The sequence below is a fragment of the Streptococcus mitis genome, assembly GCF_000722695.1.
GTDB classification, from domain to species: Bacteria; Bacillota; Bacilli; order Lactobacillales; family Streptococcaceae; genus Streptococcus; species Streptococcus mitis_O.
Genome location: NZ_JPFU01000013.1, coordinates 114,560 through 137,268 on the forward strand (window position 1 = coordinate 114,560; position 22,709 = coordinate 137,268).

Sequence of the window (22,709 nt, forward strand, 5' to 3'; positions counted from 1 at the left end):
TTTGATTTCTATACTTTATACTAAAGTTAACAAAATAAATCAAAAGGAGAGAATCATGAAAACAGTACTTGACATTCATGGATTGTCCAAAAACTTCGACAAACAAGCTATCCTTCAGGATCTTCATCTAACGATAAGAGAGGGAGACATTTATGGACTTATTGGGAAAAACGGAGCTGGGAAGACTACCTTAATAAAAATTATTACGCAACTACTCTTTGCAGATAAAGGGACTGTTTCCCTCTTCTCTAGCCAAACGGAAAATGAGTGGACCAAGGCTCTATCTAGAGTAGGTTCAGTGATCGAATCACCTGTAGCTCATAATCACTTAACAGCCTATCAAAATCTGAAATATTACTGTATGATTCGTCATATTCCAAATGCTGATCAAGTTATTCGAGAAACGCTGGACTATGTAGGTTTGACAGATACAGGTAAAAAAGTCTTTCGTGATTTCTCGCTAGGAATGAAACAAAGACTTGGTATTGCCATTGCCCTCCTATCCAAACCAGATTTCCTAATCTTAGATGAACCTATTAATGGTCTCGACCCAATCGGTATCAAAGAATTTCGACTAATGATTCAACGCCTCAATCAAGAACAAGGAATCACCATTCTCATTTCTAGCCATATCTTGTCAGAACTCTACCTCGTAGCTAATCGTTTTGGGATTTTAGATCAAGGAAAGATTATCCGTGAAATCAGCAAAGCTGAATTTGAAACACTAAGTGAGGATTATATTGTACTTAAGACAGCTGACCAAGAGAAAGCTTGTCAAGTATTGAAAGAACAAATCCAGCTCCAGTTCAAGGTTGTTAATTCAGAAAATGAAATCCATATCTTTGGTCAGGAACAAGATGTCAAACAGATTCTTAAGGAATTAACCTTAGCAGATGTTGCCATTGACGAGATTTACTACGCACGTCAAAACCTAGAAGAATACTTCACTCAATTGGTCCAATAGGAGGAAAATCATGATACATACAATTCAAGCAGACTTTTACCGTCTTTTCCGTTCCAAAGGTTTTTGGATTACAGAGTTCATTCTCTTTTCTCTCATGCTAATGGGCGCAAGTATTGGAGCTACTGGCCATCTGATGGCAATCCAGACAGAGGAGCCAGAAATTCCAACCCATGGTTGGGACGGTGTACAAGCCCTGATTAACGCATCTAGTCAAGGTTCAAACCTCGTTTTTCTCTGTATTATTCTAACTTGCCTAGTTTTAGGTGTTGATTTAATCGGAAAGCTCTATAAAAATAGTTTGACAGTAGGTGTTTCTCGTACAGAGTTTTTCCTTGCTAAAGCCTTTGTAGTGGCTTGTATTGCACTATTGCAACTTATCATCAGCCTTGTTATTGCCTTTATTCCAGCAACTATCTTAAATGGATTTGGAACTATGCCTGATGGCTTTATTGGAAATCTACTGATAACCATTTCCCTTCAATTCCTTTGCCTCCTTGCTTGGCTTTCCATTGTTTCCTTTATTCTCTATGTGAGTCATTCTTATCTTGCAGTATTTATTGGGTATTTGGTCAGCTCTATCTTACTTTCTATGCCAATGCTCATCTTCCCAAGTATCAAAATTTTGCCATATTTATCATTGCAGTTTTCCTATGCTATGACTGCTAATAGTGAATCCATTTTCTATACACTTATAATTAGCTTAGCTGTTATTGTAATCTTTAATCTAAGTGGACTGGCAGTTTTCAAAAAGAAAAGTCTATAAAAAATGACCTCCTCTGTAGGCTAGAGGAGGTTTCTTTTCGTTAAAAATAAATGAAAACCGATAACCACTGGCCATCTGTGCTTAGTTTCATCTCTGCACCGAGAAGATGACATAATTCCTCAGTGATATAAAGGCCTAAACCAGAGGATTCTTCGGTGTCTGATAGATTTTCAGAATAAAAACGGTTACTGAGATTTTCTATTTTTTTGATAGGCTGTTTAACAAGGTTTGCAATCTCTAAGACAAGCTGTTCCTTTTCTTTTCGCAAAGACAGACGCGCTTCTTCCTTTCCATGTTTGAGGACATTTCCAAGCAGATTTTGTAAAATTCGATCCAGCAAGTCTTCATCAGTCCTCATTTTCAGACCAGCTTCAACCTTAAAATCAAGCGTGATATTTGCCGCCTGAAAAACATCATAATAAGCCAAAGTCTTTTTGGTGATAAAAGCTGAAAGATCCACTTCTTCCAGTTTCGGTTTGACAGCTCCTTCCATCAAACGACGATATTCTAGAAGAGCCTCCAAACGTTTGGAAACTAAATCAAGATGCTGGGCTATTTTTTGTAAGGTTTCTGATTTGTCTTCAGGAGACTTTATCAATTGTTGGGTGTAGCCTGAAGCGATAGTCAAAGGTGTCCGAATATCATGGGCGATATTGCTGATGGCCATATCCAGAGTCTGTTTTTCCCTTTTCATCACCAATCGAGATTGTTCCACTTCCTGAAATAGATTCTCAATTTGCTGGTAGAGATGTAAAAAATGTTTGGAAAAAATGCTAACCCCTACTCTTTTCATACTACCTGTAAGAATCTTGTCTTCAATCTGTTGACTCAAGTTGTTAAGTGCTAGATGGTAGCGAATCAATGTAATCAATAAAATAATTAGGAGTATCAGTAGAACAAAGATTATCATGTAGGTCATTGCTTGTCTCCTTTTAATCTTACCCCAACTCCCCAAATGGTTTCAATATATTCTTGATTTGGGTCAAGCTGGTTTAATTTTTTACGAAGATTACTCAAATGCGTATTGAGAGTATTATCTCCAGGTAGATAGCTATCCTCCCAGACCAATTCATAAAGTTCTTCCTTGGTGAAAATTTTCTTAGGATGTTTGAGGAGAGTTTGGAGAATCAAGCATTCTTTTTTGGCAAGGCGAATGATTTCCTGACTATTTTTGATTTCAAAACTTTCTGCATCAAACTGGATATTTTTCAAGTTTTGTGGCAGATTTTCAGTTTTTTCTATTTCCATAGGCTGTTTTTCTGTACTTTGGCGTAACTGAACAGTAACTCTAGCAAAGATTTCGTCCAAATCAAAAGGCTTCACTATGTAATCATTGGCACCGTCTAAGAGGTATTGACTGATTAACTTCTTATCGCTCAAAGCCGTTAGCATAATGACTGGAGTTTGACTTTGTTCCCTGATGGCTTTTAAAACCTGATCCCCATTTTTCCCAGGAAGCATGATATCTAGCAAAACGAGGTCAATCCCACCTTGGTCAAAACGCATGATTCCTTCTGTACCAGAAAAGGCTTGAATCACCTCATGCTCCTCAGTAAGAAGTGTTCGCAAAATCTCTTGAATGTCACTATTATCTTCAATAACCAATATTCTAGCCATAAATACCAACCTTTCTGCAACTATTATAGCATGTTTTATTGATAAAGCTTAAACAGAAAAGCTCCTCGCATAAAAAGCGCGAGAAAGTCAAGGCTCAGGCGATTGTCACAAGTCACGGGAGAATTGTTTCTTTTGATATTGCGCTGAACTATTGCCACGATATGAAGGTCTTCAAAATGAGTCAAAGTCCGAAGAAATCAAAGGAAACTTGAGAAACTAACTCTTGAAGATAGATTCTATAACCATGCGCCATCTAAGGAGAGAATCAAGGTTGAAAACATCTTTGCCAAAGTAAAACGTTTAAAATATTTTCAACAACCTATCGAAATCGACGAAAACGGTTTGGTTTACGAATGAATGTGATTGCTGGCATTATTAACCGTGAACCAGAATTTTATAGTAAAATGAACCAAAAATAGTACATAACGTGGTATAATCTTCTTATGGCATATTCAATAGATTTTCGTAAAAAAGTTCTCGCTTATTGTGAGCGAACAGGTAGTATAACAGAAGCATCACACATTTTCCAAATTTCACGTAATACCATTTATGGCTGGTTAAAGCTAAAAGAGAAAACAGGAGAGCTAAACCATCAAGTAAAAGGAACAAAACCAAGAAAGGTTGATAGAGATAGACTGAAAAACTATCTTACTGACAATCCAGACGCTTATTTGACTGAAATAGCTGCTGAATTTGGCTGTCATCCAACTACTATCCACTATGCTCTCAAATCTATGGGCTACACTCGAAAAAAAAGAACCACACCTACTATGAACAAGACCCAGAAAAAGTAGCTTTATTTCTTAAAAATTTTAATAGTTTAAAGCACCTAGCACCTGTTTATATTGACGAAACAGGATTCGATACTTATTTTTATCGAGAATATGGTCGCCCTTTAAAAGGTCAGATAATAAGAGGTAAAGTATCTGGAAGAAGATATCAGAGGATTTCTTTGGTTGCAGGGCTAACAAATGGTGAGTTAATCGCTCCAATGACTTACGAAGAGACGATGACGAGCGACTTTTTTGTGGAGTGGTTCAAAATGCAACTCCTGCTTACTTTAAAGACACCTCATGTCATTGTCATGGACAATGCTAGTTTTCATCCCAAGAACATCTTGGATGAACTCTGCATCCAAGATAAACACTTTTTCTTACCCCTACCGCCTTATTCACCAGATTTGAATCCTATTGAGCAAGCTTGGGCTATATTGAAAAAGAAAGTGACGGATTTATTAAGGGAAGTCCCAAATATTTTTGAATGTTTAGAGCGCTTTTTTAAAACTAATTGACTATGTCATTTAAATTTTGCTAAAGATTCAAATCTCTTCATAATCACAGTTAAACGCCAACGGTAGAGCGCCCCACTCACTATCAGACTAATTATCAAACCAATCCAGTATGAATAAGCACCAAAATCTGTTAGGGAATCAAATACCATAGCCACTGGGATTGCTACCCCCCAATAACCAACTAAACCAAGGTAAAAAGGAATAACTGTATCCTTATAACCCCGTAAAATTCCCTGGAGCGGTGCCGCAAAGGTATCTGCTAGCTGAAAGAAAAGGCTATAAGTCAAAAAGCTCGCTGTCAAATTGATAAATTCTGGATCATTACCATAAAGACTGGCCACATTTCCTCTAAAAATGTAAAGGAAAGATAAGGTGAAGGCCGCAAAAATGAGAGCTGTCCATCTTCCTAGACCAATATAGGTTTTCGCATCATCAAAACGCTTAGCTCCCACTTCATAGGAAACAACAATAGCCATAGCCGATGAGATACTCATAGGAAAGGCGTACATAAGACTTGAAAAGTTCATAGCTGACTGGTGACTAGCAATAATCAAGGACGAAAACTTAGCCATAATCAAGCCAACCACGGAAAAGATAGCCACTTCCGCAAAGACAGTTCCCCCAATAGGCAGACCTAAGCGGACTCCTTCCTTAATTTTATCCATATTAAGTGGAATTCGTTTCTCGAAATGCAAGACTTTAAGCCTCTCCTGTTTAAATAAAACCAGAACAGAAATCCCAAGCAAAACCCAATAAGCCAAGGAAGTACCTAAACCTGCACCAGCCCCTCCCAGCTCTGGAACACCAAAGGCTCCGTAAATCAAGAGGTAGTTAAATCCACTATTCAAAGGAAGCAACAAAAGCATGAGGTACATGGACAGTTTGGTCAAGCCCAGCGAATCCAGCAAGGAACGAATGACACTAAAAAGCAATAAAGGGATAATCCCGATAGATAAAAACCAGAGATAGCGAACCGCTACTGCCGCCACCGGCGCTTCTAGTCCAATATGATTCAAGATTGGTGGTGCCAAGAAAAGCATCATCCCCAGCAAGACTACGGATAGACCCAAGGCCAAATAGATAAACTGGTAAAAATCAGACGCAACCTCTTCCTTTTTGCCTCGACCAAGATGGTGACCAATGATGGGCACCAAAGCTGAAACAATCCCTGTTAGGAAAGTAAAGAAAGGATTCCAGATACTGGTGGCCATAGACACACCAGCCAAGTCCATGGTATTGTATTGGCCAGTCATAGTCGTATCAACAAAGGATGCAGAATAATTGGCAAATTGATAAATCAGGATAGGGAAAAATATCTTTAAAAATAAGATAAATTTGTCTTTAAAATGATGGGTTTGGTACATATAGTCTCTCTATTTTTCTAGTTTACAGAGCAGACTTCCACCTAGTTTTTATAGACGATTTGTCCTTTACAGATAGTGTATTTAACCTGCCCTTTTAAGCTTTCACCGATGAATGGTGAATTAGCTGCTTTGGAAGCAAAATGGGAATCCACAAGGCGGTCAGCCTTAGCATCAAAAATAGTGATGTCCGCTGGACCATTCTCAGCCAAGTAACCTGCTTCAAAGTTATAAAGTTTAGCTGGGTTATAGGTCATCTTTTCGAGCAATTCCATCAAACTTAACTCACCAGCTTCGACCAAATAAGTCAATCCGAGAGAAAGAGATGTTTCCAAACCTGTCATACCAGATGGCGCTTTGGTAATATCCTCAACATTTTTTTCATCTGCATGATGAGGCGCGTGGTCAGTTGCGATAACTGTGATGACGCCTGATTTAAGACCTTCTATAACGGCACGACGGTCTGATTCCAAACGAAGCGGCGGATTCATTTTAGCATTGCTACCTTGTGTCAAAAGAAGTGCTTCGGTCTTAGAAAAATGCTGTGGCGCTACTTCTGCTGTAACTTGCGCTCCCAATCCTTGAGCAAACTCAACTACTCTAACACTTTCTTCCTTAGATAAATGCTGGATGTGAACATGGGCCTTGGTTGCATAGGCAATCATGACATCACGCGCCATCATAGCATACTCAGCCACCCCAGTCGCACCGCAGATATGGAAATGTTCTTTAGCAATGTTTTCGTTAAATCCAAGAATCCCATTCAAACCTGGATCTTCCTCATGAAGACTAATAAAGGTATTAAGCTTTTTGGCTTCCTCCATGGCTTCCTTGACAACTTTACTGCTTTCAAGTGGAATACCGTCATCAGAGAAACCAACCGCACCTGCTTCTAAGAGTGCCTGAAAGTCTGTCAAATTTTGGCCATTAAAGTTTTTCGTAATGGTCGCAACCGTCTTAACATTAATCTTCTCTTTGGCAGCTGACTGGAGAACTTCTTGCAAAGTCTCTACATCCGAGATGGTTGGACTAGTGTTAGCCATCATGACGACAGTTGTAAAACCACCTGCAGCGGCGGCTAGGGCACCAGTATGGATATCCTCCTTGTGGGTTTGACCAGGTTCACGGAAATGAACATGAATATCGACCAAGCCAGGAGCAACTACAAGACCAGTAGCATCAATTATCTCTGCTCCTTCTTCTTTAATCTCAGGCGCAATTTCGACAATTTTACCTTCTTGGACTAAGATATCACACACTTGATCCAAGCCAGACTTGGGATCCATTACACGACCATTTTTAATTAGTAGCATCTGCTTTCTCCTTTATTCATAGAAATCAACTTGGGTATCCAACAATTTATCCCCATCATAAACAAACTTGGCTGAAAAGAAGGGTTTATCTTCTAAAAGCCACCCAACAAAGGTATGGTCACCTTCCCAAGTCGGCTTACTCAAAACCTCGTTATAGGGAACCCACTCCAGCGTTCCCTCATTGCAGTCAATCAAGTCCCCTTCAAACTCTGTCACCTTAAAAACATAGGTGTACCAGTCTAAATCTGGCGTAAATTCAGGAAAAGTGATGACACCTTTTAGAACTGGCTTGGCTTTCAGTCCTGTCTCTTCGAGGATTTCACGCGCCGCGCATTCCTGAGGGGTCTCTCCTCGCTCTAGCTTACCACCCACACCAATCCATTTGCCTTCATGGACATCATTGGGTTTCTTATTACGATGGAGCATTAGCAGTTCTTTTCCGTTATCAATGTAGCAAATCGTCGCTAACTGAGGCATATTTTCTCCTTATCTAAGCCAATCGATTGGCTCTTGTCCTGTCTCTTTTAAGAATGCATTAGCCTTGGAAAAAGGCTTGGAACCCCAAAATCCTCTATAGACTGACAAAGGACTGGGATGGGCTGATTCGATAATCAAGTGATGAGGATTGGTAACCAATGCCTTCTTCTTGCGTGCATAGGATCCCCAGAGTACAAAAACGACTGGTCTATCTAGATGATTGACCACCTGAATCACAGCATCCGTAAAAGGCTCCCATATCTGACCAGCATGACCATTGGCCTGTCCAGCAGGAACCGTCAAACATGCATTAAGAAGCAAGACTCCTTGCTTAGCCCAAGCTGTCAAATCATGGGATTTCTTAACACCAAGATCATCTGACAATTCTTTCAAGATATTTTGCAAGGACGGCGGAGCTGGGATAGAGTCAGGTACAGAAAAACTCAAGCCCTGAGCTTGACCTGGCCCGTGATAGGGATCTTGCCCTAGAATCACCACCTTAACATCTTCAAGCGGTGTTGTCAATAGAGCTTGAAAAACCTTTTCCTTGGGCGGATAAATAGCCCCCTGAGAATAGACCTGATTCATAAACTGATTGATTTTCCCAAAATAACCCTCAGGTAATTGCGCCTTAATCAAAGCATGCCAAGACGAGTGTTCCATAGCCGACTCCTTCATTTTTACTGCCTCTATTATAGCAAAAAGTGGTTATCTAAACCACTTTTTACAGTTTATCTAAACAATCCAGCAAGTCTTGGTAAGAATGGACTTCGTAGGTTGGCTGGGCTTGTGTGGGGTTTTCGAGGTGATGAGGATTGTACCAAATCGTGTCAATCCCAGCATTGTTGCCACCTTGAATGTCAGCTGTTAGGGAATCTCCAATCATCAGAGTCTTTTCTTTACTAAATCCAGCAATCTGTTGACCAATTTTTTCATAAAAGAGAGCATCTGGTTTTTGTGTTTGCAACTGTTCAGAGATAAAGACTTGATTGAAATAAGGTGCCAGACCAGACTGAGCCAAACGCCCTGTCTGAATTGCAGTAATGCCATTTGTCCCAGCATACAAGTCATAATCACGATCGATGAGACTGTCCAAAAGTTCATGAGCGCCTGAAAGAGTTTGCCCCTGTTGGGCGAGGTAAAATTGGTAACGCTGGGCTAGAAAACTACCATCTTTCTCCAGTCCAAAGTGAGCAAATAAACGAGAAAAGCGCGTGTTAACCAGCTCTTGTTTACTAATTTTCTTTTGCTCCAAGTCCTTCCAGAGATCCTTGTTCATAGGAACATAATAGTCTTTATAGGCCTGAATATCTGCAACCCCTTCTTCTTTTAGAAGTTGCGTCAAAGCCACATCCTCAGCAGCATCAAAATCAAGCAAGGTGTGGTCGAGATCGAAGAGTAGAAATTTGTAGGACAATTTCAGGTTTTCCTTTCTGAAGATAAACAACTGTCACTTCAGCCAGCTGTTCAATGTACAAACTTAAAAGTAGTATAGTACCACAAAGAATAATCGTTCTAATGGATTAACTAACCCATACTATTCTAGTGAATTATAGAAAAATCTCCTATAAATTCGAGCAATAGTTAAAATACCTACAAATATGACTCCCAAAATAGATAATACTATTTTCACAAAACTCATTTCCGAACCTATGACATATGTATGAAAAAGAGGGGCTAGTCCTACACATAGAGACAATAGATAATTACTAAATCTTATCTCACCAATTCCTGCAAAAAAATGTTTCATTTTAAATATCCCCATTTTACCTTTTATCTTTATAATCCACAAACAACTCTATTGACTTCTCTTTTTTTTGAAAAATCTTGACAACAAATTTACTCCACTTAATGCTACTAAGACTTCAATGGGTAAAAAATAGTAATCCCATATCAAATGAGAAATCAGCAATGTTAGAAATAGTGTACAGTCAATATAACTATTCTGAAAATACTCTGTAATTACATAATACAGAAACACCACAACCATCAAAATTAAAATAACCATCATAATACTATCACCCTGTTCTTAATTTATTGTCACTTTTTCCATCCCATTCATCAATAGCATTAAAAATCCAATCAATAAATGATTACCTACTCACTAATACTATTCTAAAATTTAATTTTTTAGGGGATTTAGTAACGCAATTCCAATTAGCAATACACCTAATATAAATAAAAGTATTTCCCAAAATTTATTCTCAGTTTTAATAAAAGGTATAAGATACATACTAACCAATATGGAACTTACTCCTAAAAGAGCAAAGACCATTCTGATTTTATCACTTAGTTTAAACATATTTAATTCCCCATAAAATAAGCATTGACTACGTTTACTGTAACATTCTCCCGTCTTTATGTAGAGATAATCCCCCATCAAGACATCTCATCTCTTCTTACTCAATAGCAGCATAATTATTTGGTGATACGAGTTTCATAAGATTTCTCCTCTTTAACGTTGCATGGTTAGGATAGTTCTCTAATTAGTAATCGTCGACTGCGTTTAAAGCACTTTGTTACCTAGATAAAATATCCTTTCTCTACCTGATTTGATTTTAAAGAGAACTAAGATTTAACCATATCTATCTCATTTCTTGTTTTTAAATAATTCATACTCTTTTTCTCTGACAAAGGGAAGTGAAAAATTAGAAAAAATTAGTAGAATTGAAAACAGATATCCGTCTGTTTGTATCACTAAAACATAACTTAAAAATATATAGACCATCAAATCTAGTACAAAAAGAGAAAATATCCTCCTTTTCATTGCCTTACTTGTCTTAAAGATTCTGTTTAATAGAATCTTTATCGTAGTATCTACACAAATTTTTATCAAAAAGATAAGAGCCAATACACAATTATCAACTGTACCATTAAGAATAAATGGAAATATAGTTAATATAAAACTAGAAATCTCTAAGTATTTTATCCAAGGAGATTGAGACATCTTACTTTTAAACTGACTGATTTTCCTATACTCGCTAGCTAATCTAGTATCAAAATCTTTACCAATTATATTAAAGATTAAGAACTCCAGGATAAAAATAATTATTAATACGATATAAGTAGAAACCTTTCCTGGAAAATATTTATTGATTAAAATCGGGAAACTAATTAACAGAATTGAGTTTATAGCCAGACAAATGGATACTATTTTATTCTTCACAGAGTATATAGGTAGCGATACTATCGAATAGAGAAACGCTAAAAAAATAAGCAAGAGATACTCAGTACTGCTAATTAACGGCGCCCTTAATGATAAAAATAGATAGGCACCCCACACGATGATGTGAGCTTTACGAATTGACTCTAGATTACTCATCTACCTACTCCTAATATGTAAGTTGAAATACATTTTTTGCAAATGAAAATATTATTATTATTTGGAGATCCAAAATATCTATCCCTCTTCTAGACCTAAACCAAGTCAGATTAAAGATACAAATATAATGGTAGGGCTTTCTTTTACTTTAGACTATCATAAAACAAGGAATCTTTCAACAAAATTCATTGGCAAAACACTATTCTAGAAGATTGTTAGCCCAAATCTTTCAGAATAGATCAATCCTAACTATCGAATACCTTGATTTCATAAATATCCTTGCAATTCTAGGCCTAGAATTCCTATAAACTAAATGTTTTCGTACTCTTCTAAACCATTGATTGCCTTAAATTTTAATTTTTAAAGAATTCTAAAGCTAGAATAGTCCCATAACAATCAGTTTTGATTGATTCACAATTTAGAAACACTATAGCTTTACTCCTGTTAAAATAAAAGGAACTGCATAAAGCAATCCCTTTCTGATTTTGAAATTATTTACTTAAAATTTGATAGTTGAGATAATAATTAGCTCACCTATAAAAAGAGTTATAGTAAAATTCCTTATTTATTGATTTCAAGCTCCTCCAACTGTGTTTGAATAACCGACAGTTCTGCCCCAGCCTGAAGAAGAGCAGCTGCAGTATAGGCGCCTTCTACAATTGGAACCCTGTTGATGATAATACTCTTATCACTAAAATCAGCCACCATTTCTAAGTTCATTTTAGCAGAACCTAGGTCAAAAAAGGCAAGTAAAGTATCTGCTGGATTTTCAGAAACAACCCTATCTACTTGATCAAAACTAGTTCCAATTCCTCCGTCCTCGGTTCCTCCTACATAAGTAATCGGAACATCTTTAGCCACTTCACCAATCAGTTCAACAACACCTTGTGCAATATTTTTGGAATGTGAAACGATAACAAGACCTATACTTTCCATTAAACCACCCCAGTTTCTAAAAGAGCAGTAAAGAGTAATCCTGATGAGAATGATCCAGGATCAATATGTCCGAGAGAACGTTCTCCTACATAAGATGCCCTTCCTTTAGTTGCAAGTAAATCTTTGGTAGCATTCACTACCTTATCAATAACCTCTTGAGTCAATTGGCCATCAGACAAGGCAGCAATAGCAGGAGTCCAAACATCAACCATTGTCTTCTCTCCAACTACTGCTTTCCCACGTTTGACAATCATATCCAAACCACTTTGTAAGATTTCTTCTAATTTTGAATGAGAATCAGCCTTGGACATTCCCATAAAAGCAGAGCCATACAAGGGACCAGAAGCACCGCCTACCTTACTCAATAGTTGCATTGAGACAAGTTTAAAGACATCACTGCTTGTCTCAAATTGCTTTCCTTCTAAGTTTTCCATAACTGCAGCCATGCCACGCGCCATATTTCCACCGTGGTCTCCATCTCCTATAGGTGTGTCTAGTTCACTAAGATAATCTTTCTGTTCTTGAATCTTTTCATTAAAAAGCTTCATCCATTCAAGAGCTTGTTCAGCATTCATTTGACATTTCCTCCTTGAGTTTTACCAAGCTGGTGTAGTAACAGGTGCATTTAGAGCATCCAACCACTCATCATCTGCCAATCGAATCAATGTCAATGACAAACCAGCCATATCGATTGAAGTCATATAGTTTCCAATTTTCTTAAATGCCAACTGAACACCTTTTTCATGGAGCAATTTTGCCACATCATTTGCAAATACATATTGTTCCATAAGAGGAGTGCTTCCTAAACCATTAATGAGAAGGCCATAGCGTTCACCAGCTTTAAGTTGGAAACCTTCAGATAGTTTTTTAACCAATTCTGAGGCCAATTGTGCTGAAGGTTGCATTTTCTCTTTTTTATATCCTGGCTCACCATGAATACCAACTCCATATTCAAATTCATCATCTTCTAGAACAAAACCTGGTTTCCCAACCTCAGGAACGGTTGCTCCAGACAGGGCCAGCCCAATTGTTTTAATTTCTAAGACAAGTTTATCGGCCAAGTCCTTCATTTCAGCTAATGACTTACCAGAACGAGCTGCGGAACCCAAAATTTTATGGACTAATATAGTACCTGCAACACCTCGACGACCTTGGGTATAGAGACTATTTTCAACAGCGATATCATCATCAACCACAACGCTTGCTACGTCAATGCCTTCCATTTCAGCAAGTTCTTGTGCAATTTCAAAGTTCATAATGTCCCCAGAATAGTTCTTGATGACCATGAAAACTCCAACACCTTCATCAGCCGCCTTAATGGCCTCTAAAATTTGGTCTGGAGTAGGTGATGTAAAGACTGCGCCACAAATGGCAGCAGACAACATTCCTTCTCCTACAAATCCAGCATGACTTGGTTCATGTCCTGATCCTCCACCTGAAATGAGTCCAACTTTTCCCGTCTTTTCTGCCTTTCTAACGATGACATCAAAACCATCTAAGCGTTCTACCAAGTCATCATGCATGAATGACAATCCCTGCAACATTTCATCAACAACCTGTGTCGGTTCATTTATAATTTTTTTCATGAGAAACTCCTTTCGGCATCTACCTTTGTTTTCGCTTTCATTATATATTTTTTATCGCTGGCTGATAAGGGACAGATTCTATTATTTGTCCCCTTTTAAACCCGTTTAAAAAAATTTTTTGGTAAAATGAAGGAAGTAAAAGAAAGGTTTCCTATGGCATCATCACTCATTACAAAAAAACGGATTGCCAAGGCATTTAGAGACCTATTAGCTACTAGAGAATTTGATAAAATCTCTATTGTAGATATCATGGAATCAGCTGGCATTCGTAGACAGACCTTTTATAATCACTTTCTTGACAAATATGAACTGCTAGACTGGATATTTGAAAATGACTTAACCGAGTACATCACCAATAACTTGGACTTCATTTCAGGCCAAAAACTATTGCAAGAATTATTTTTTTATTTCGAACAAGAGCGTTACTTTTATATTCAACTTTTTGATATTCAAGGGCAAAATAACTTCTATGACCACTTTATAAGTTACTGTCGCTTGCTGGTATCAAAAATTTTAAGAGAATATGGCCAGATTGATATCGATTCATCTGCTTATACTTGTTTTTTGTTAGACTATCATTCACATGCTCTAGCAGAAATCGTGAAGGCTTACGTCAATAAAAAAAGTCCAGTTCCACAACCAGACTTTCTAATCATGACAATTATTGGAAAGAGACCACAATGACATTTATTTCAAATCATAAACAGAAAATTATTTCAAGTTACATTTCGGCAACTGTTAGCAGTCACCCTGAATTAGAAAAACACCCTACCTTACCATTAGTCTATCAAAAAAATCGCAATCCTCATCAGGTTCCAATATTGTCAGGTGGAGGTTCAGGTCACGAACCTGCTCATATTGGATATGTGGGAGAAGGGATGCTTACCGCTGCTATCTATGGCCAATTATTTACTCCTCCTACAAGAACTGAAATCTTAGAGTCCATTCGTTTTTTAAACAATGGTCACGGTGTCTTCATCATTGTAAAAAATTTCGAAGCAGACATCAAAGAATTTAGCTGGGCCATTAATACTGCTAGACAAGAAGGAATTAAGGTCGGCTATAGTCTAGCACACGACGATATTTCTATTGAACCTCACAATAGATTTCAAATTAGAGGAAGAGGGCTTGCAGGGACTATTTTACTTCATAAAGTTCTAGGATATGCAGCTCAAAATGGTGCCGACATCGAGCAACTAACTGATTTAGGTCATCAGCTTGCTCCCGAAATCGCAACAATTGGCTTTGCAACGAAATCGGCTAGTCTCCCTCAAGCCACCCTTCCACTATTTAACTTGGAAGAAGGAAATATTTCTTATGGTATTGGGATACATGGCGAAGAAGGCTATCGTATCGTCCCATTCCAATCATCGGAAATCCTTGCAAATGAAATTATAAGTAAATTAAGATTGCACTATCATTGGAAAAAGGGTGATCAATTTATATTGCTTGTAAATAATCTAGGCACTACTACCAATCTAGAAATGGGAATATTTATCAATGATCTCCTTCAACTCTTAGAAATTGAAGGAGTCGCTATTACTTTTATAAAATCAGGAACATTTATGACCAGTCTGGATATGGCAGGTATATCTGTAACTCTATGCCCTGTAAAAAATAAGCAGTGGTTAGAAGCTCTCAATGCTCCAACAACAGCTTTTGCATGGTAATTTACTTGTATAACTCAAAAGGGCTACATCACTTGGTAGCCCTTTGTTTTTATCTTACGTTTAAAAGAACTCATTCTTGCCATTTCAAATAGGCCATCTATCCCTTACAATTCTTCCGATGAGCTTTGAGTTTTTTCAGAGCCCAATCATAGTGACTGGAGGTGCTACTGATAAAATAGGAACCTAGACTTGTCCCTCCTGTCCACTTATAGACACCTTTGGTAAAGAGTTCGTCATTGCTAAAAACTTCTATCAACTCTAAAACCTCTCTATGTGATTGTTCTAGGAGTCTAGTCGCTTCTTCTAAGGAGGTTTTCTGGTGCTTCTTCCAAAAAGCGACATTCATTTGTCCATAAGTTTTCCAATTATAAGGTTCAGGAAGAAAAGATCTTTCGTGACCTTTTTGATTAGAATGTACCCAGGTCAAAAGTAACTGCTGCCATTCATAAAGATGGATCAAGACATCCCGCAGGTTTTTATCCCTTTTCCAGTGAGCTTCCTTTTTATTTGGGTCTCTTGAAAAATCAAATGGAGTCTGTATCTCATCTTCACTTAGTTGGGAGATGAAACGATTGAGCTTCTCATAGTTTTCCTTAGAGGCCAGCACTAGCTCCTCTTTTGTTTTTGGTCTAGGAACAGGAGTACTCCCTTCACATTACTAGTTATTATTAGAAATTTTTTATCCTTTAAATCTCTACAACTTATCCTTTAATTTCTCAACAAAGAGATAGGCTGCTGGACAGGTCAAGGTATTCTTAATCGTTAAATGGTTGATTTGATGGATCTTTTTGCGGTCTGTATGGGGGAATTCACGACAGGCCTTTGGACGAACATCATAGATGGAACAGAGATTATCTCCTCCTAGAAAGGGACAAGGCATGGATTTAAAAACCTTATCACCATCTTCATCTACCTGCAGAAACTCCGCTTCAAAAGCTGGTAATTTCATCTTAAAGTACTTAGCAATACGAGTGATGTCTGCTTCCTTGAAGTCAGGTCCCAATGTCTTGCAACAGTTAGCACAGGCAGTACAATCAATCTCCTCAAAGACTTCTTGGTGAATCTGCTGGGCTAGCTTATCTAAATTTTTTGGTGGCTTTTTCTTTAAATTGGCTAAAACTTTACGGTGCTCCTTCTGCTTTTGCAAGGCTAGCTGGTGGTAATACTCAATATCAATTTCTTTAGACATGATTTCTCTCTTATTCTAATTACTTTCCCTATTATACCATGCCTCTGGAGCATTTAAAAGTGGACTTTATTAGACAATATAGTGTATTGAACCTAGAATAGTACACTAAGGATTCTAAAACGTTTCTAGAAATTAATTTGACTTTCCTAATCTCTTTGTTCATATCTTATTTCAATCTATTATACTTTTCCAAAATACGTCAAAAAAACCTTGCAACTAAGTTACAAGGTTAATGACATTAATCGAAGTTAACGTATTCTTTTTGAAGTTCAAGAACTTCTTCCATTGTTGAGCACTCTGTAAGGGCACGGTTAGCGTACTCTTCCATCTTAGCAGTATCCAATTTCTTCATTAAGCTACGTGTACGAAGTACAGATGTCGCTGACATAGAGAATTCATCCAAGCCCATTCCGACAAGAAGTGGAACAGCTTTTTGGTCACCAGCCATCTCACCACACATACCAGCCCATTTACCTTCAGCGTGAGCTGCCTTGATAACGTTATTAATCAAGCGAAGGATTGATGGGTTATATGGTTGGTAAAGGTATGAAACTTGTTCGTTCATACGGTCTGCCGCCATTGAGTATTGGATCAAGTCGTTTGTACCAATTGACATGAAGTCTACTTCTTTTGCAAATTGGTCTGCAAGCATAGCTGCTGCAGGGATTTCAATCATGATACCAACTTGGATATCATCCGCAACTGCAACACCTTCCGCAAGAAGGTTTGCTTTTTCTTCTTCATAAACTGCTTTGGCTGCACGGAATTCTTTCAAAAGAGCAACCATTGGGAACATGATACGCAATTGACCATGAACAGAAGCACGAAGAAGGGCACGGATTTGTGTACGGAACATTGCATCTCCAGTTTCAGAAATAGAGATACGAAGGGCACGGAATCCAAGGAATGGGTTCATTTCGTGTGGCATATCGAAGTAAGGAAGTTCCTTATCTCCACCGATATCCATTGTACGAACAACCACTGGTTTACCATTCATTCCCTCAAGTACAGCCTTGTATGCTTCATACTGCTCATCTTCTGTTGGGAAGTCTTGAGAATCCATGTATAAGAACTCTGTACGGTAAAGTCCAACCGCTTCTGCACCGTTGTTGTTAACACCTTCAACGTCTTTTGGAGTACCGATGTTAGCAGCCAACTCGAAGTGTTTACCGTCAGCAGTCACTGTTTGAGCATCTTTCAAAAGGGCCCATTCAGCTTTTTGTTTAGCATAAGCTTCACCAGCTGCTTTAAATTCTGCCGCTTGTTCATCTGTTGGGTTAATAATCACTTCACCAGTAATTCCGTTAACGGCAAGGATATCGCCGTCTTTCACTACTTCAGTGATGTTATTTGTTCCCAATACAGCTGCAATTTCAAGTGTACGTGCCATGATAGCTGAGTGGCTTGTACGTCCACCGATATTTGTTACAAAAGCTTTTACAAAGTTTTTGTCCAATTGAGCTGTATCAGATGGTGTCAAGTCATGCGCAATCACGATTACTTCTTCATTGATAGAAGCTGGGTTTGGCAATTTCTTACCAAGAAGATTTGCCAATACACGTTTTGTCACGTCACGGATATCCGCTGCACGTTCTTGCATGTATGGGTTGTCTTCCATACCTTCAAAGATAGTGATGAACATGTCAGTCACTTCTTTAAGACCTGCTTCTGCATTGACTTTCTTAGCACGAATTGTTTCTTTAATCTGACCAATCAATTCTGGATCAGAAAGGACCATCAAATGAGCGTCAAAAACTTGAGCCGCTTCTTCACCAAGCGTACCTACAGCTTTCTCACGGATAAGAGAAAGCTCGTTTTGAGAAGCTTCAAGAGCTACATCCAAACGAGCCTCTTCTGCATTTGCATCTTCGACTGAAATAGTCTCGAATGACAAATCCGGTTGAACGAGTAGATATGCTTTTGCAACTGCAACACCGTCAGATGCTGCGATTCCTTTAAGCATTTCTGTCATTTTCCTTATGCCAATCCTTCTTTTTCCATTGTTTCTGAGATTGCAGCGATAGCATCATCTGCATCTGCACCTTCAGCTGAGATAGTTACGTCAGCACCTTGGCCAACACCAAGACTCATAACACCCATGATTGATTTAAGGTTAACTGATTTACCTTTGTACTCAAGAGTGATATCTGAAGCAAATTTGCTAGCAGTTTGTACCAACAATGTTGCTGGACGTGCGTGAATACCTGTTTCTGCCACTACGTGGAAATCTTTAGAAGCCATAGTTTGACTCTCCTTTTGTTCTTTCTTTTTTGAGTTATATGTGATAACCCTTACAATTTGGTATTATATCATCTTCTAGGATTTTTTTCAAGCATTTTATGGGATTTATTCGATTTCCTTTCAGATAACTTGCTGAAAATCTTCTATCCTAGATGGCAAAACACAGGATATAGTTTTTCAAAAAACAAATCATAGGATAATTATCACTATTTCACAAAACAAACACTACATATTGTGTTTTGTGAGCTTGAGCATAAAAATAGACCACTATATTTAGTTTTAAATCATTGACAAAAATTTATTTTCTGATATACTAGGATAGAATTAAATTTTAAAGAGGAGTTACACAATGGTAACCGTTTATTCTAAAAACAACTGTGTCCAATGTAAAATGACCAAGCGTTTCTTGGACAGTAATAATGTCGCTTATCGTGAAATCAATCTTGATGAGCAACCTGAGTACATCGATCAAGTTAAAGAGCTCGGTTTCAGCGCAGCTCCTGTTATCCAAACACCAACTGAAGTCTTTTCAGGTTTCCAACCAGGAAAATTGAAACAATTAGCATAATCTTAGTACATCATCCAGAAGAAACTGCTTCTAGGGCTAACTTAGAGGCCTTTCTTTTGTAATTAGATAAGGGAAATTTTATGGGATTAAAACATCTTGAAGACGTGACTTACTTCCGTCTCAATAACGAAATCAACCGTCCTGTCAATGGACAAATCATGCTTCATAAAGATAAGGAAGCCTTGGATGCTTTCTTTAAAGAAAATGTAGTTCCAAACACTATGGTTTTTGATTCAATCAAGGATAAAATCAACTACCTCATTGAACACAACTACATCGAAATAGCCTTTATCAAGAAATACCGTCCAGAGTTTTTGGAAGAATTGTCTCAATTTATCAAAGACCAAAGCTTCCAATTCAAATCATTCATGGCTGCTTATAAATTTTACAATCAATATGCCTTGAAGACCAACGACGGTGAATATTACCTTGAAAGTATGGAAGACCGTGTCTTCTTCAACGCCCTTTATTTTGCTGACGGTGATGAAGCTATTGCAATCGATATTGCCAATGAAATCATCCACCAACGCTACCAACCTGCTACTCCTTCCTTCTTGAATGCTGGACGTGCTCGCCGTGGGGAGTTAGTATCTTGCTTCCTGATCCAAGTAACTGATGATATGAACTCTATCGGACGTTCTATCAACTCAGCTCTTCAACTTTCACGTATCGGTGGTGGTGTGGGGATTACCCTTAGCAATCTTCGTGAAGCTGGTGCACCTATCAAAGGCTACGAAGGAGCAGCTTCTGGTGTCGTACCAGTCATGAAACTCTTCGAAGACAGCTTCTCTTACTCTAACCAATTGGGTCAACGTCAAGGTGCTGGGGTTGTTTACCTCAATGTCTTTCACCCAGATATCATCGCCTTCCTTTCAACTAAGAAAGAAAACGCTGATGAAAAAGTTCGTGTAAAGACCCTTTCACTTGGTGTTGTAGTACCCGATAAATTCTACGAATTGGCGCGTAAAAATGAAGAAATGTACCTCTTCAGCCCATATTCTGTAGAACTTGAATACGGTGTGCCGTTTAACTACATCGATATCACTGAAAAATACGATGAACTAGTCGCAAATCCAAATATCCGCAAGACAAAAATCAAGGCGCGTGATTTGGAAACTGAAATCTCTAAATTGCAACAAGAGTCTGGCTACCCTTATGTAGTCAACATTGATACGGCTAATCGTGCAAACCCTGTTGATGGAAAAATTATCATGAGTAACTTGTGTTCTGAGATTCTTCAAGTCCAAGAACCAAGCTTGATCAACGATGCTCAAGAATTCCTTCAAATGGGAACGGACGTTTCATGTAACCTTGGTTCAACCAACGTGGTTAACATGATGACTTCACCTGATTTTGGTCGTTCTATCCGTGCTATGGTTCGTGCCCTTACTTTTGTTACAGATAGTTCACACATCGTAGCTGTACCTACGATTGACCATGGAAATAGCCAAGCTCACACCTTTGGTCTTGGTGCAATGGGACTTCACAGCTACCTTGCCCAACAATTGATTGAATATGGATCGCCTGAGTCTGTTGAATTTACAAGCATCTACTTTATGCTTATGAACTACTGGACTTTGGTTGAGTCAAATAATATCGCGCGTGAGCGTGGTATCACCTTCCACAACTTTGAAAAATCAGACTATGCTAAGGGAAGCTACTTTGACAAGTATATTACAGGCGAGTTTGTTCCAAAATCAGACCGCGTTAAAGAACTCTTCAAAGATGTCTTTATCCCAAGTGCTGCTGACTGGGCTGAACTTCGTGACAAGGTTCAAGCAGATGGACTTTACCACCAAAACCGCCTTGCTGTAGCGCCAAATGGTTCTATCAGCTACATCAACGATGTTTCTGCCTCTATCCACCCAATTACGCAACGTATTGAAGAACGCCAAGAGAAGAAAATCGGTAAAATCTACTACCCTGCTGCTGGCTTGTCAACAGAAACCATTCCTTACTACACTTCTGCCTACGACATGGATATGCGTAAGGTGATTGATGTTTACGCTGCTGCAACTGAGCACGTGGACCAAGGACTTTCACTTACCCTCTTCATGCGTAGTGACATTCCAAAAGGACTTTACGAATGGAAGAAAGAAAACAAACAAACGACACGTGACTTGTCTATCCTTCGCAACTATGCCTTTAACAAGGGCATCAAGTCTATCTACTACGTCCGTACCTTTACAGATGATGGTGGAGAAGTCGGTGCCAACCAGTGTGAAAGCTGTGTGATTTAATCTTTTCTTGAGGAAACTACATTTTCTCAAATTAGTGATTCATTCACCCTGCTAAACTAAACAGGAATAAGCATCTATACTATGGAAAAACAAAAAAGTCGGTCTTCCGACTTTTTGTACAATACTCCTCTAGATTTATGATAAAATAGAGGTAATTGTGAAATCACAATACTAAATACAGAAAGAGATTTCAAATGGAAACTTACTACAAAGCCATTAACTGGAATGCCATCGAAGATGTCATCGATAAATCAACTTGGGAAAAATTGACGGAGCAATTCTGGCTTGATACACGTATTCCTTTGTCAAATGACTTGGATGACTGGAGAAAGCTATCAAATGTAGAAAAAGACTTGGTTGGAAAAGTCTTTGGTGGTTTAACCCTTCTCGACACTATGCAATCTGAAACTGGGGTTCAAGCCCTTCGCGCGGACATCCGTACACCACATGAAGAAGCTGTTTTCAATAACATCCAATTTATGGAATCTGTTCACGCTAAATCTTACTCATCAATCTTCTCTACCTTGAATACTAAGGCTGAGATTGAAGAAATTTTCGAATGGACCAATACCAATCCTTACCTACAAAAGAAGGCTGAAATTGTCAACGAAATCTACCTAAACGGTAGCCCACTTGAAAAGAAAGTTGCTAGTGTCTTCCTTGAAACCTTCCTCTTCTATTCAGGTTTCTTTACTCCCCTCTACTATCTTGGTAACAACAAACTAGCCAACGTTGCGGAAATCATTAAATTGATCATTCGTGATGAGTCTGTTCACGGAACCTACATCGGATATAAATTCCAACTCGGTTTCAATGAATTACCTGAAGAAGAGCAAGAAAAACTCAAAGAATGGATGTACGACCTGCTCTACACTCTTTATGAAAACGAAGAAGGCTACACAGAAAGCCTCTATGACGGTGTTGGTTGGACGGAAGAAGTTAAAACCTTCCTTCGCTACAATGCTAACAAAGCTCTCATGAACCTGGGACAAGATCCACTCTTCCCAGATTCAGCTGATGATGTCAACCCAATCGTTATGAACGGTATTTCAACAGGAACATCCAACCACGACTTCTTCTCTCAAGTCGGAAATGGTTACCTTCTTGGTGAAGTTGAAGCCATGCAAGACGATGACTACAACTACGGTTTGGACTAAGTCAACAATTTCAC

Annotated in this window: 25 protein-coding genes and 2 pseudogenes; 9 read left to right on the top strand and 18 right to left on the bottom strand. The window is 38.4% G+C overall.

Annotated features, from left to right (window positions below):
• Positions 1-55 precede the first annotated feature (55 nt).
• Complete coding sequence (locus SK629_RS05835; RefSeq protein WP_042901005.1) at positions 56-964, top strand: ATP-binding cassette domain-containing protein; 909 nt, start codon at positions 56-58, stop codon at positions 962-964.
• 10 nt (positions 965-974) lie between these two features.
• Positions 975-1,727, top strand: a complete 753-nt coding sequence (locus SK629_RS05840) for an ABC transporter permease (protein WP_042901006.1) — start codon at positions 975-977, stop codon at positions 1,725-1,727.
• A gap of 40 nt (positions 1,728-1,767) precedes the next feature.
• Here SK629_RS05840 and SK629_RS05845 read toward each other — a convergent pair whose 3' ends face one another.
• Entirely contained in the window at positions 1,768-2,646 is an 879-nt protein-coding gene (locus tag SK629_RS05845) for a sensor histidine kinase (protein WP_042901007.1), read from the bottom strand.
• A complete protein-coding gene (locus SK629_RS05850) occupies positions 2,643-3,344 on the bottom strand; it encodes a response regulator transcription factor (protein WP_042901008.1) in 702 nt (233 codons plus the stop codon). The genes SK629_RS05845 and SK629_RS05850 overlap by 4 nt, the downstream gene beginning before the upstream one ends.
• Positions 3,345-3,406: 62 nt before the next feature.
• Between SK629_RS05850 and SK629_RS12135 the strand changes: the two are divergent.
• A pseudogene (locus tag SK629_RS12135) lies at positions 3,407-3,763 on the top strand (IS5/IS1182 family transposase); the annotation flags it as partial.
• A 24-nt stretch (positions 3,764-3,787) separates the two neighbouring features.
• Positions 3,788-4,635, top strand: a protein-coding gene (locus SK629_RS11550; protein ID WP_235219613.1) for an IS630 family transposase whose coding sequence is annotated in 2 segments (ribosomal slippage) — positions 3,788-4,106 and positions 4,106-4,635 — 849 coding nt in all. Because the reading frame shifts where the segments join, the coding sequence is not laid out codon by codon here.
• 5 nt (positions 4,636-4,640) lie between these two features.
• Here SK629_RS11550 and pdrM read toward each other — a convergent pair.
• The 12 genes from pdrM to dhaK form a co-directional block, all read right to left on the bottom strand.
• Complete coding sequence (pdrM, locus tag SK629_RS05865) at positions 4,641-5,999, bottom strand: sodium-coupled multidrug efflux MATE transporter PdrM (protein WP_042901010.1); 1,359 nt, start codon at positions 5,997-5,999, stop codon at positions 4,641-4,643.
• Between the two features lie 41 nt (positions 6,000-6,040).
• The gene (locus SK629_RS05870) at positions 6,041-7,309 is read right to left on the bottom strand and encodes a dihydroorotase (protein WP_042901011.1); all 1,269 of its coding nucleotides are present in this window, start codon (positions 7,307-7,309) and stop codon (positions 6,041-6,043) included.
• A gap of 12 nt (positions 7,310-7,321) precedes the next feature.
• Entirely contained in the window at positions 7,322-7,786 is a 465-nt protein-coding gene (locus SK629_RS05875; protein WP_001135772.1) for an NUDIX hydrolase, read from the bottom strand.
• 9 nt (positions 7,787-7,795) lie between these two features.
• On the bottom strand, positions 7,796-8,449 hold the full coding sequence (locus tag SK629_RS05880; protein ID WP_042901012.1) for a uracil-DNA glycosylase: 654 nt from the start codon (positions 8,447-8,449) through the stop codon (positions 7,796-7,798).
• 61 nt (positions 8,450-8,510) lie between these two features.
• Entirely contained in the window at positions 8,511-9,203 is a 693-nt protein-coding gene (locus SK629_RS05885; RefSeq protein ID WP_042901013.1) for a YjjG family noncanonical pyrimidine nucleotidase, read from the bottom strand.
• Positions 9,204-9,323: 120 nt separating this feature from the next.
• Positions 9,324-9,536: a hypothetical protein gene (locus tag SK629_RS12615; RefSeq protein WP_042901562.1), complete on the bottom strand. Its 213-nt coding sequence runs from the start codon at positions 9,534-9,536 to the stop codon at positions 9,324-9,326.
• Between the two features lie 48 nt (positions 9,537-9,584).
• Positions 9,585-9,797, bottom strand: a complete 213-nt coding sequence (locus tag SK629_RS12620; RefSeq protein WP_042901014.1) for a hypothetical protein — start codon at positions 9,795-9,797, stop codon at positions 9,585-9,587.
• Positions 9,798-9,908: 111 nt separating this feature from the next.
• Positions 9,909-10,088 carry a hypothetical protein gene (locus SK629_RS12945; protein WP_042901563.1) on the bottom strand — a complete coding sequence of 60 codons (180 nt, stop codon included), beginning with the start codon at positions 10,086-10,088 and terminating at the stop codon, positions 9,909-9,911.
• A 288-nt stretch (positions 10,089-10,376) separates the two neighbouring features.
• Complete coding sequence (locus SK629_RS05905; RefSeq protein ID WP_042901015.1) at positions 10,377-11,108, bottom strand: hypothetical protein; 732 nt, start codon at positions 11,106-11,108, stop codon at positions 10,377-10,379.
• Positions 11,109-11,669: 561 nt separating this feature from the next.
• On the bottom strand, positions 11,670-12,044 hold the full coding sequence (gene dhaM / locus SK629_RS05910; protein WP_042901017.1) for a dihydroxyacetone kinase phosphoryl donor subunit DhaM: 375 nt from the start codon (positions 12,042-12,044) through the stop codon (positions 11,670-11,672).
• On the bottom strand, positions 12,044-12,619 hold the full coding sequence (dhaL, locus tag SK629_RS05915; protein WP_042901018.1) for a dihydroxyacetone kinase subunit DhaL: 576 nt from the start codon (positions 12,617-12,619) through the stop codon (positions 12,044-12,046). The genes dhaM and dhaL overlap by 1 nt, the downstream gene beginning before the upstream one ends.
• Positions 12,620-12,640: 21 nt before the next feature.
• Positions 12,641-13,630, bottom strand: coding sequence for a dihydroxyacetone kinase subunit DhaK (gene dhaK / locus SK629_RS05920; protein ID WP_042901020.1), 990 nt, complete (start codon positions 13,628-13,630; stop codon positions 12,641-12,643).
• A 153-nt stretch (positions 13,631-13,783) separates the two neighbouring features.
• Between dhaK and dhaS the strand changes: the two genes are divergently transcribed.
• Both dhaS and dhaQ read left to right on the top strand, forming a co-directional pair.
• The gene (gene dhaS, locus SK629_RS05925) at positions 13,784-14,314 is read left to right on the top strand and encodes a dihydroxyacetone kinase transcriptional activator DhaS (RefSeq protein WP_042901021.1); all 531 of its coding nucleotides are present in this window, start codon (positions 13,784-13,786) and stop codon (positions 14,312-14,314) included.
• Positions 14,311-15,300 carry a DhaKLM operon coactivator DhaQ gene (dhaQ, locus tag SK629_RS05930; protein WP_042901023.1) on the top strand — a complete coding sequence of 330 codons (990 nt, stop codon included), beginning with the start codon at positions 14,311-14,313 and terminating at the stop codon, positions 15,298-15,300. The genes dhaS and dhaQ overlap by 4 nt, the downstream gene beginning before the upstream one ends.
• 97 nt (positions 15,301-15,397) lie before the next feature.
• Here dhaQ and SK629_RS05935 read toward each other — a convergent pair.
• From SK629_RS05935 to SK629_RS05950, 4 genes and pseudogenes are all read right to left on the bottom strand, one after another.
• A pseudogene (locus SK629_RS05935) lies at positions 15,398-15,937 on the bottom strand (ClbS/DfsB family four-helix bundle protein); the annotation flags it as partial.
• Positions 15,938-15,994: 57 nt separating this feature from the next.
• The gene (locus SK629_RS05940) at positions 15,995-16,489 is read right to left on the bottom strand and encodes a YkgJ family cysteine cluster protein (protein WP_042901026.1); all 495 of its coding nucleotides are present in this window, start codon (positions 16,487-16,489) and stop codon (positions 15,995-15,997) included.
• A 238-nt stretch (positions 16,490-16,727) separates the two neighbouring features.
• Positions 16,728-18,461 (bottom strand): phosphoenolpyruvate--protein phosphotransferase, encoded by a 1,734-nt coding sequence (ptsP, locus tag SK629_RS05945; protein WP_042901027.1) that lies wholly within the window; start codon positions 18,459-18,461, stop codon positions 16,728-16,730.
• Between the two features lie 5 nt (positions 18,462-18,466).
• Positions 18,467-18,730 (bottom strand): phosphocarrier protein HPr, encoded by a 264-nt coding sequence (locus tag SK629_RS05950; RefSeq protein WP_000146947.1) that lies wholly within the window; start codon positions 18,728-18,730, stop codon positions 18,467-18,469.
• Between the two features lie 349 nt (positions 18,731-19,079).
• Between SK629_RS05950 and nrdH the strand changes: the two genes are divergently transcribed.
• The 3 genes from nrdH to nrdF all read left to right on the top strand — a co-directional run bounded on the left by nrdH (position 19,080) and on the right by nrdF (position 22,695).
• Positions 19,080-19,298 (top strand): glutaredoxin-like protein NrdH, encoded by a 219-nt coding sequence (gene nrdH, locus SK629_RS05955; protein ID WP_000259240.1) that lies wholly within the window; start codon positions 19,080-19,082, stop codon positions 19,296-19,298.
• 80 nt (positions 19,299-19,378) lie between these two features.
• Positions 19,379-21,538, top strand: coding sequence for a class 1b ribonucleoside-diphosphate reductase subunit alpha (gene nrdE / locus SK629_RS05960; protein WP_042901029.1), 2,160 nt, complete (start codon positions 19,379-19,381; stop codon positions 21,536-21,538).
• A gap of 194 nt (positions 21,539-21,732) precedes the next feature.
• Positions 21,733-22,695: a class 1b ribonucleoside-diphosphate reductase subunit beta gene (nrdF, locus tag SK629_RS05965; RefSeq protein WP_000451386.1), complete on the top strand. Its 963-nt coding sequence runs from the start codon at positions 21,733-21,735 to the stop codon at positions 22,693-22,695.
• Positions 22,696-22,709: the final 14 nt, after the last annotated feature.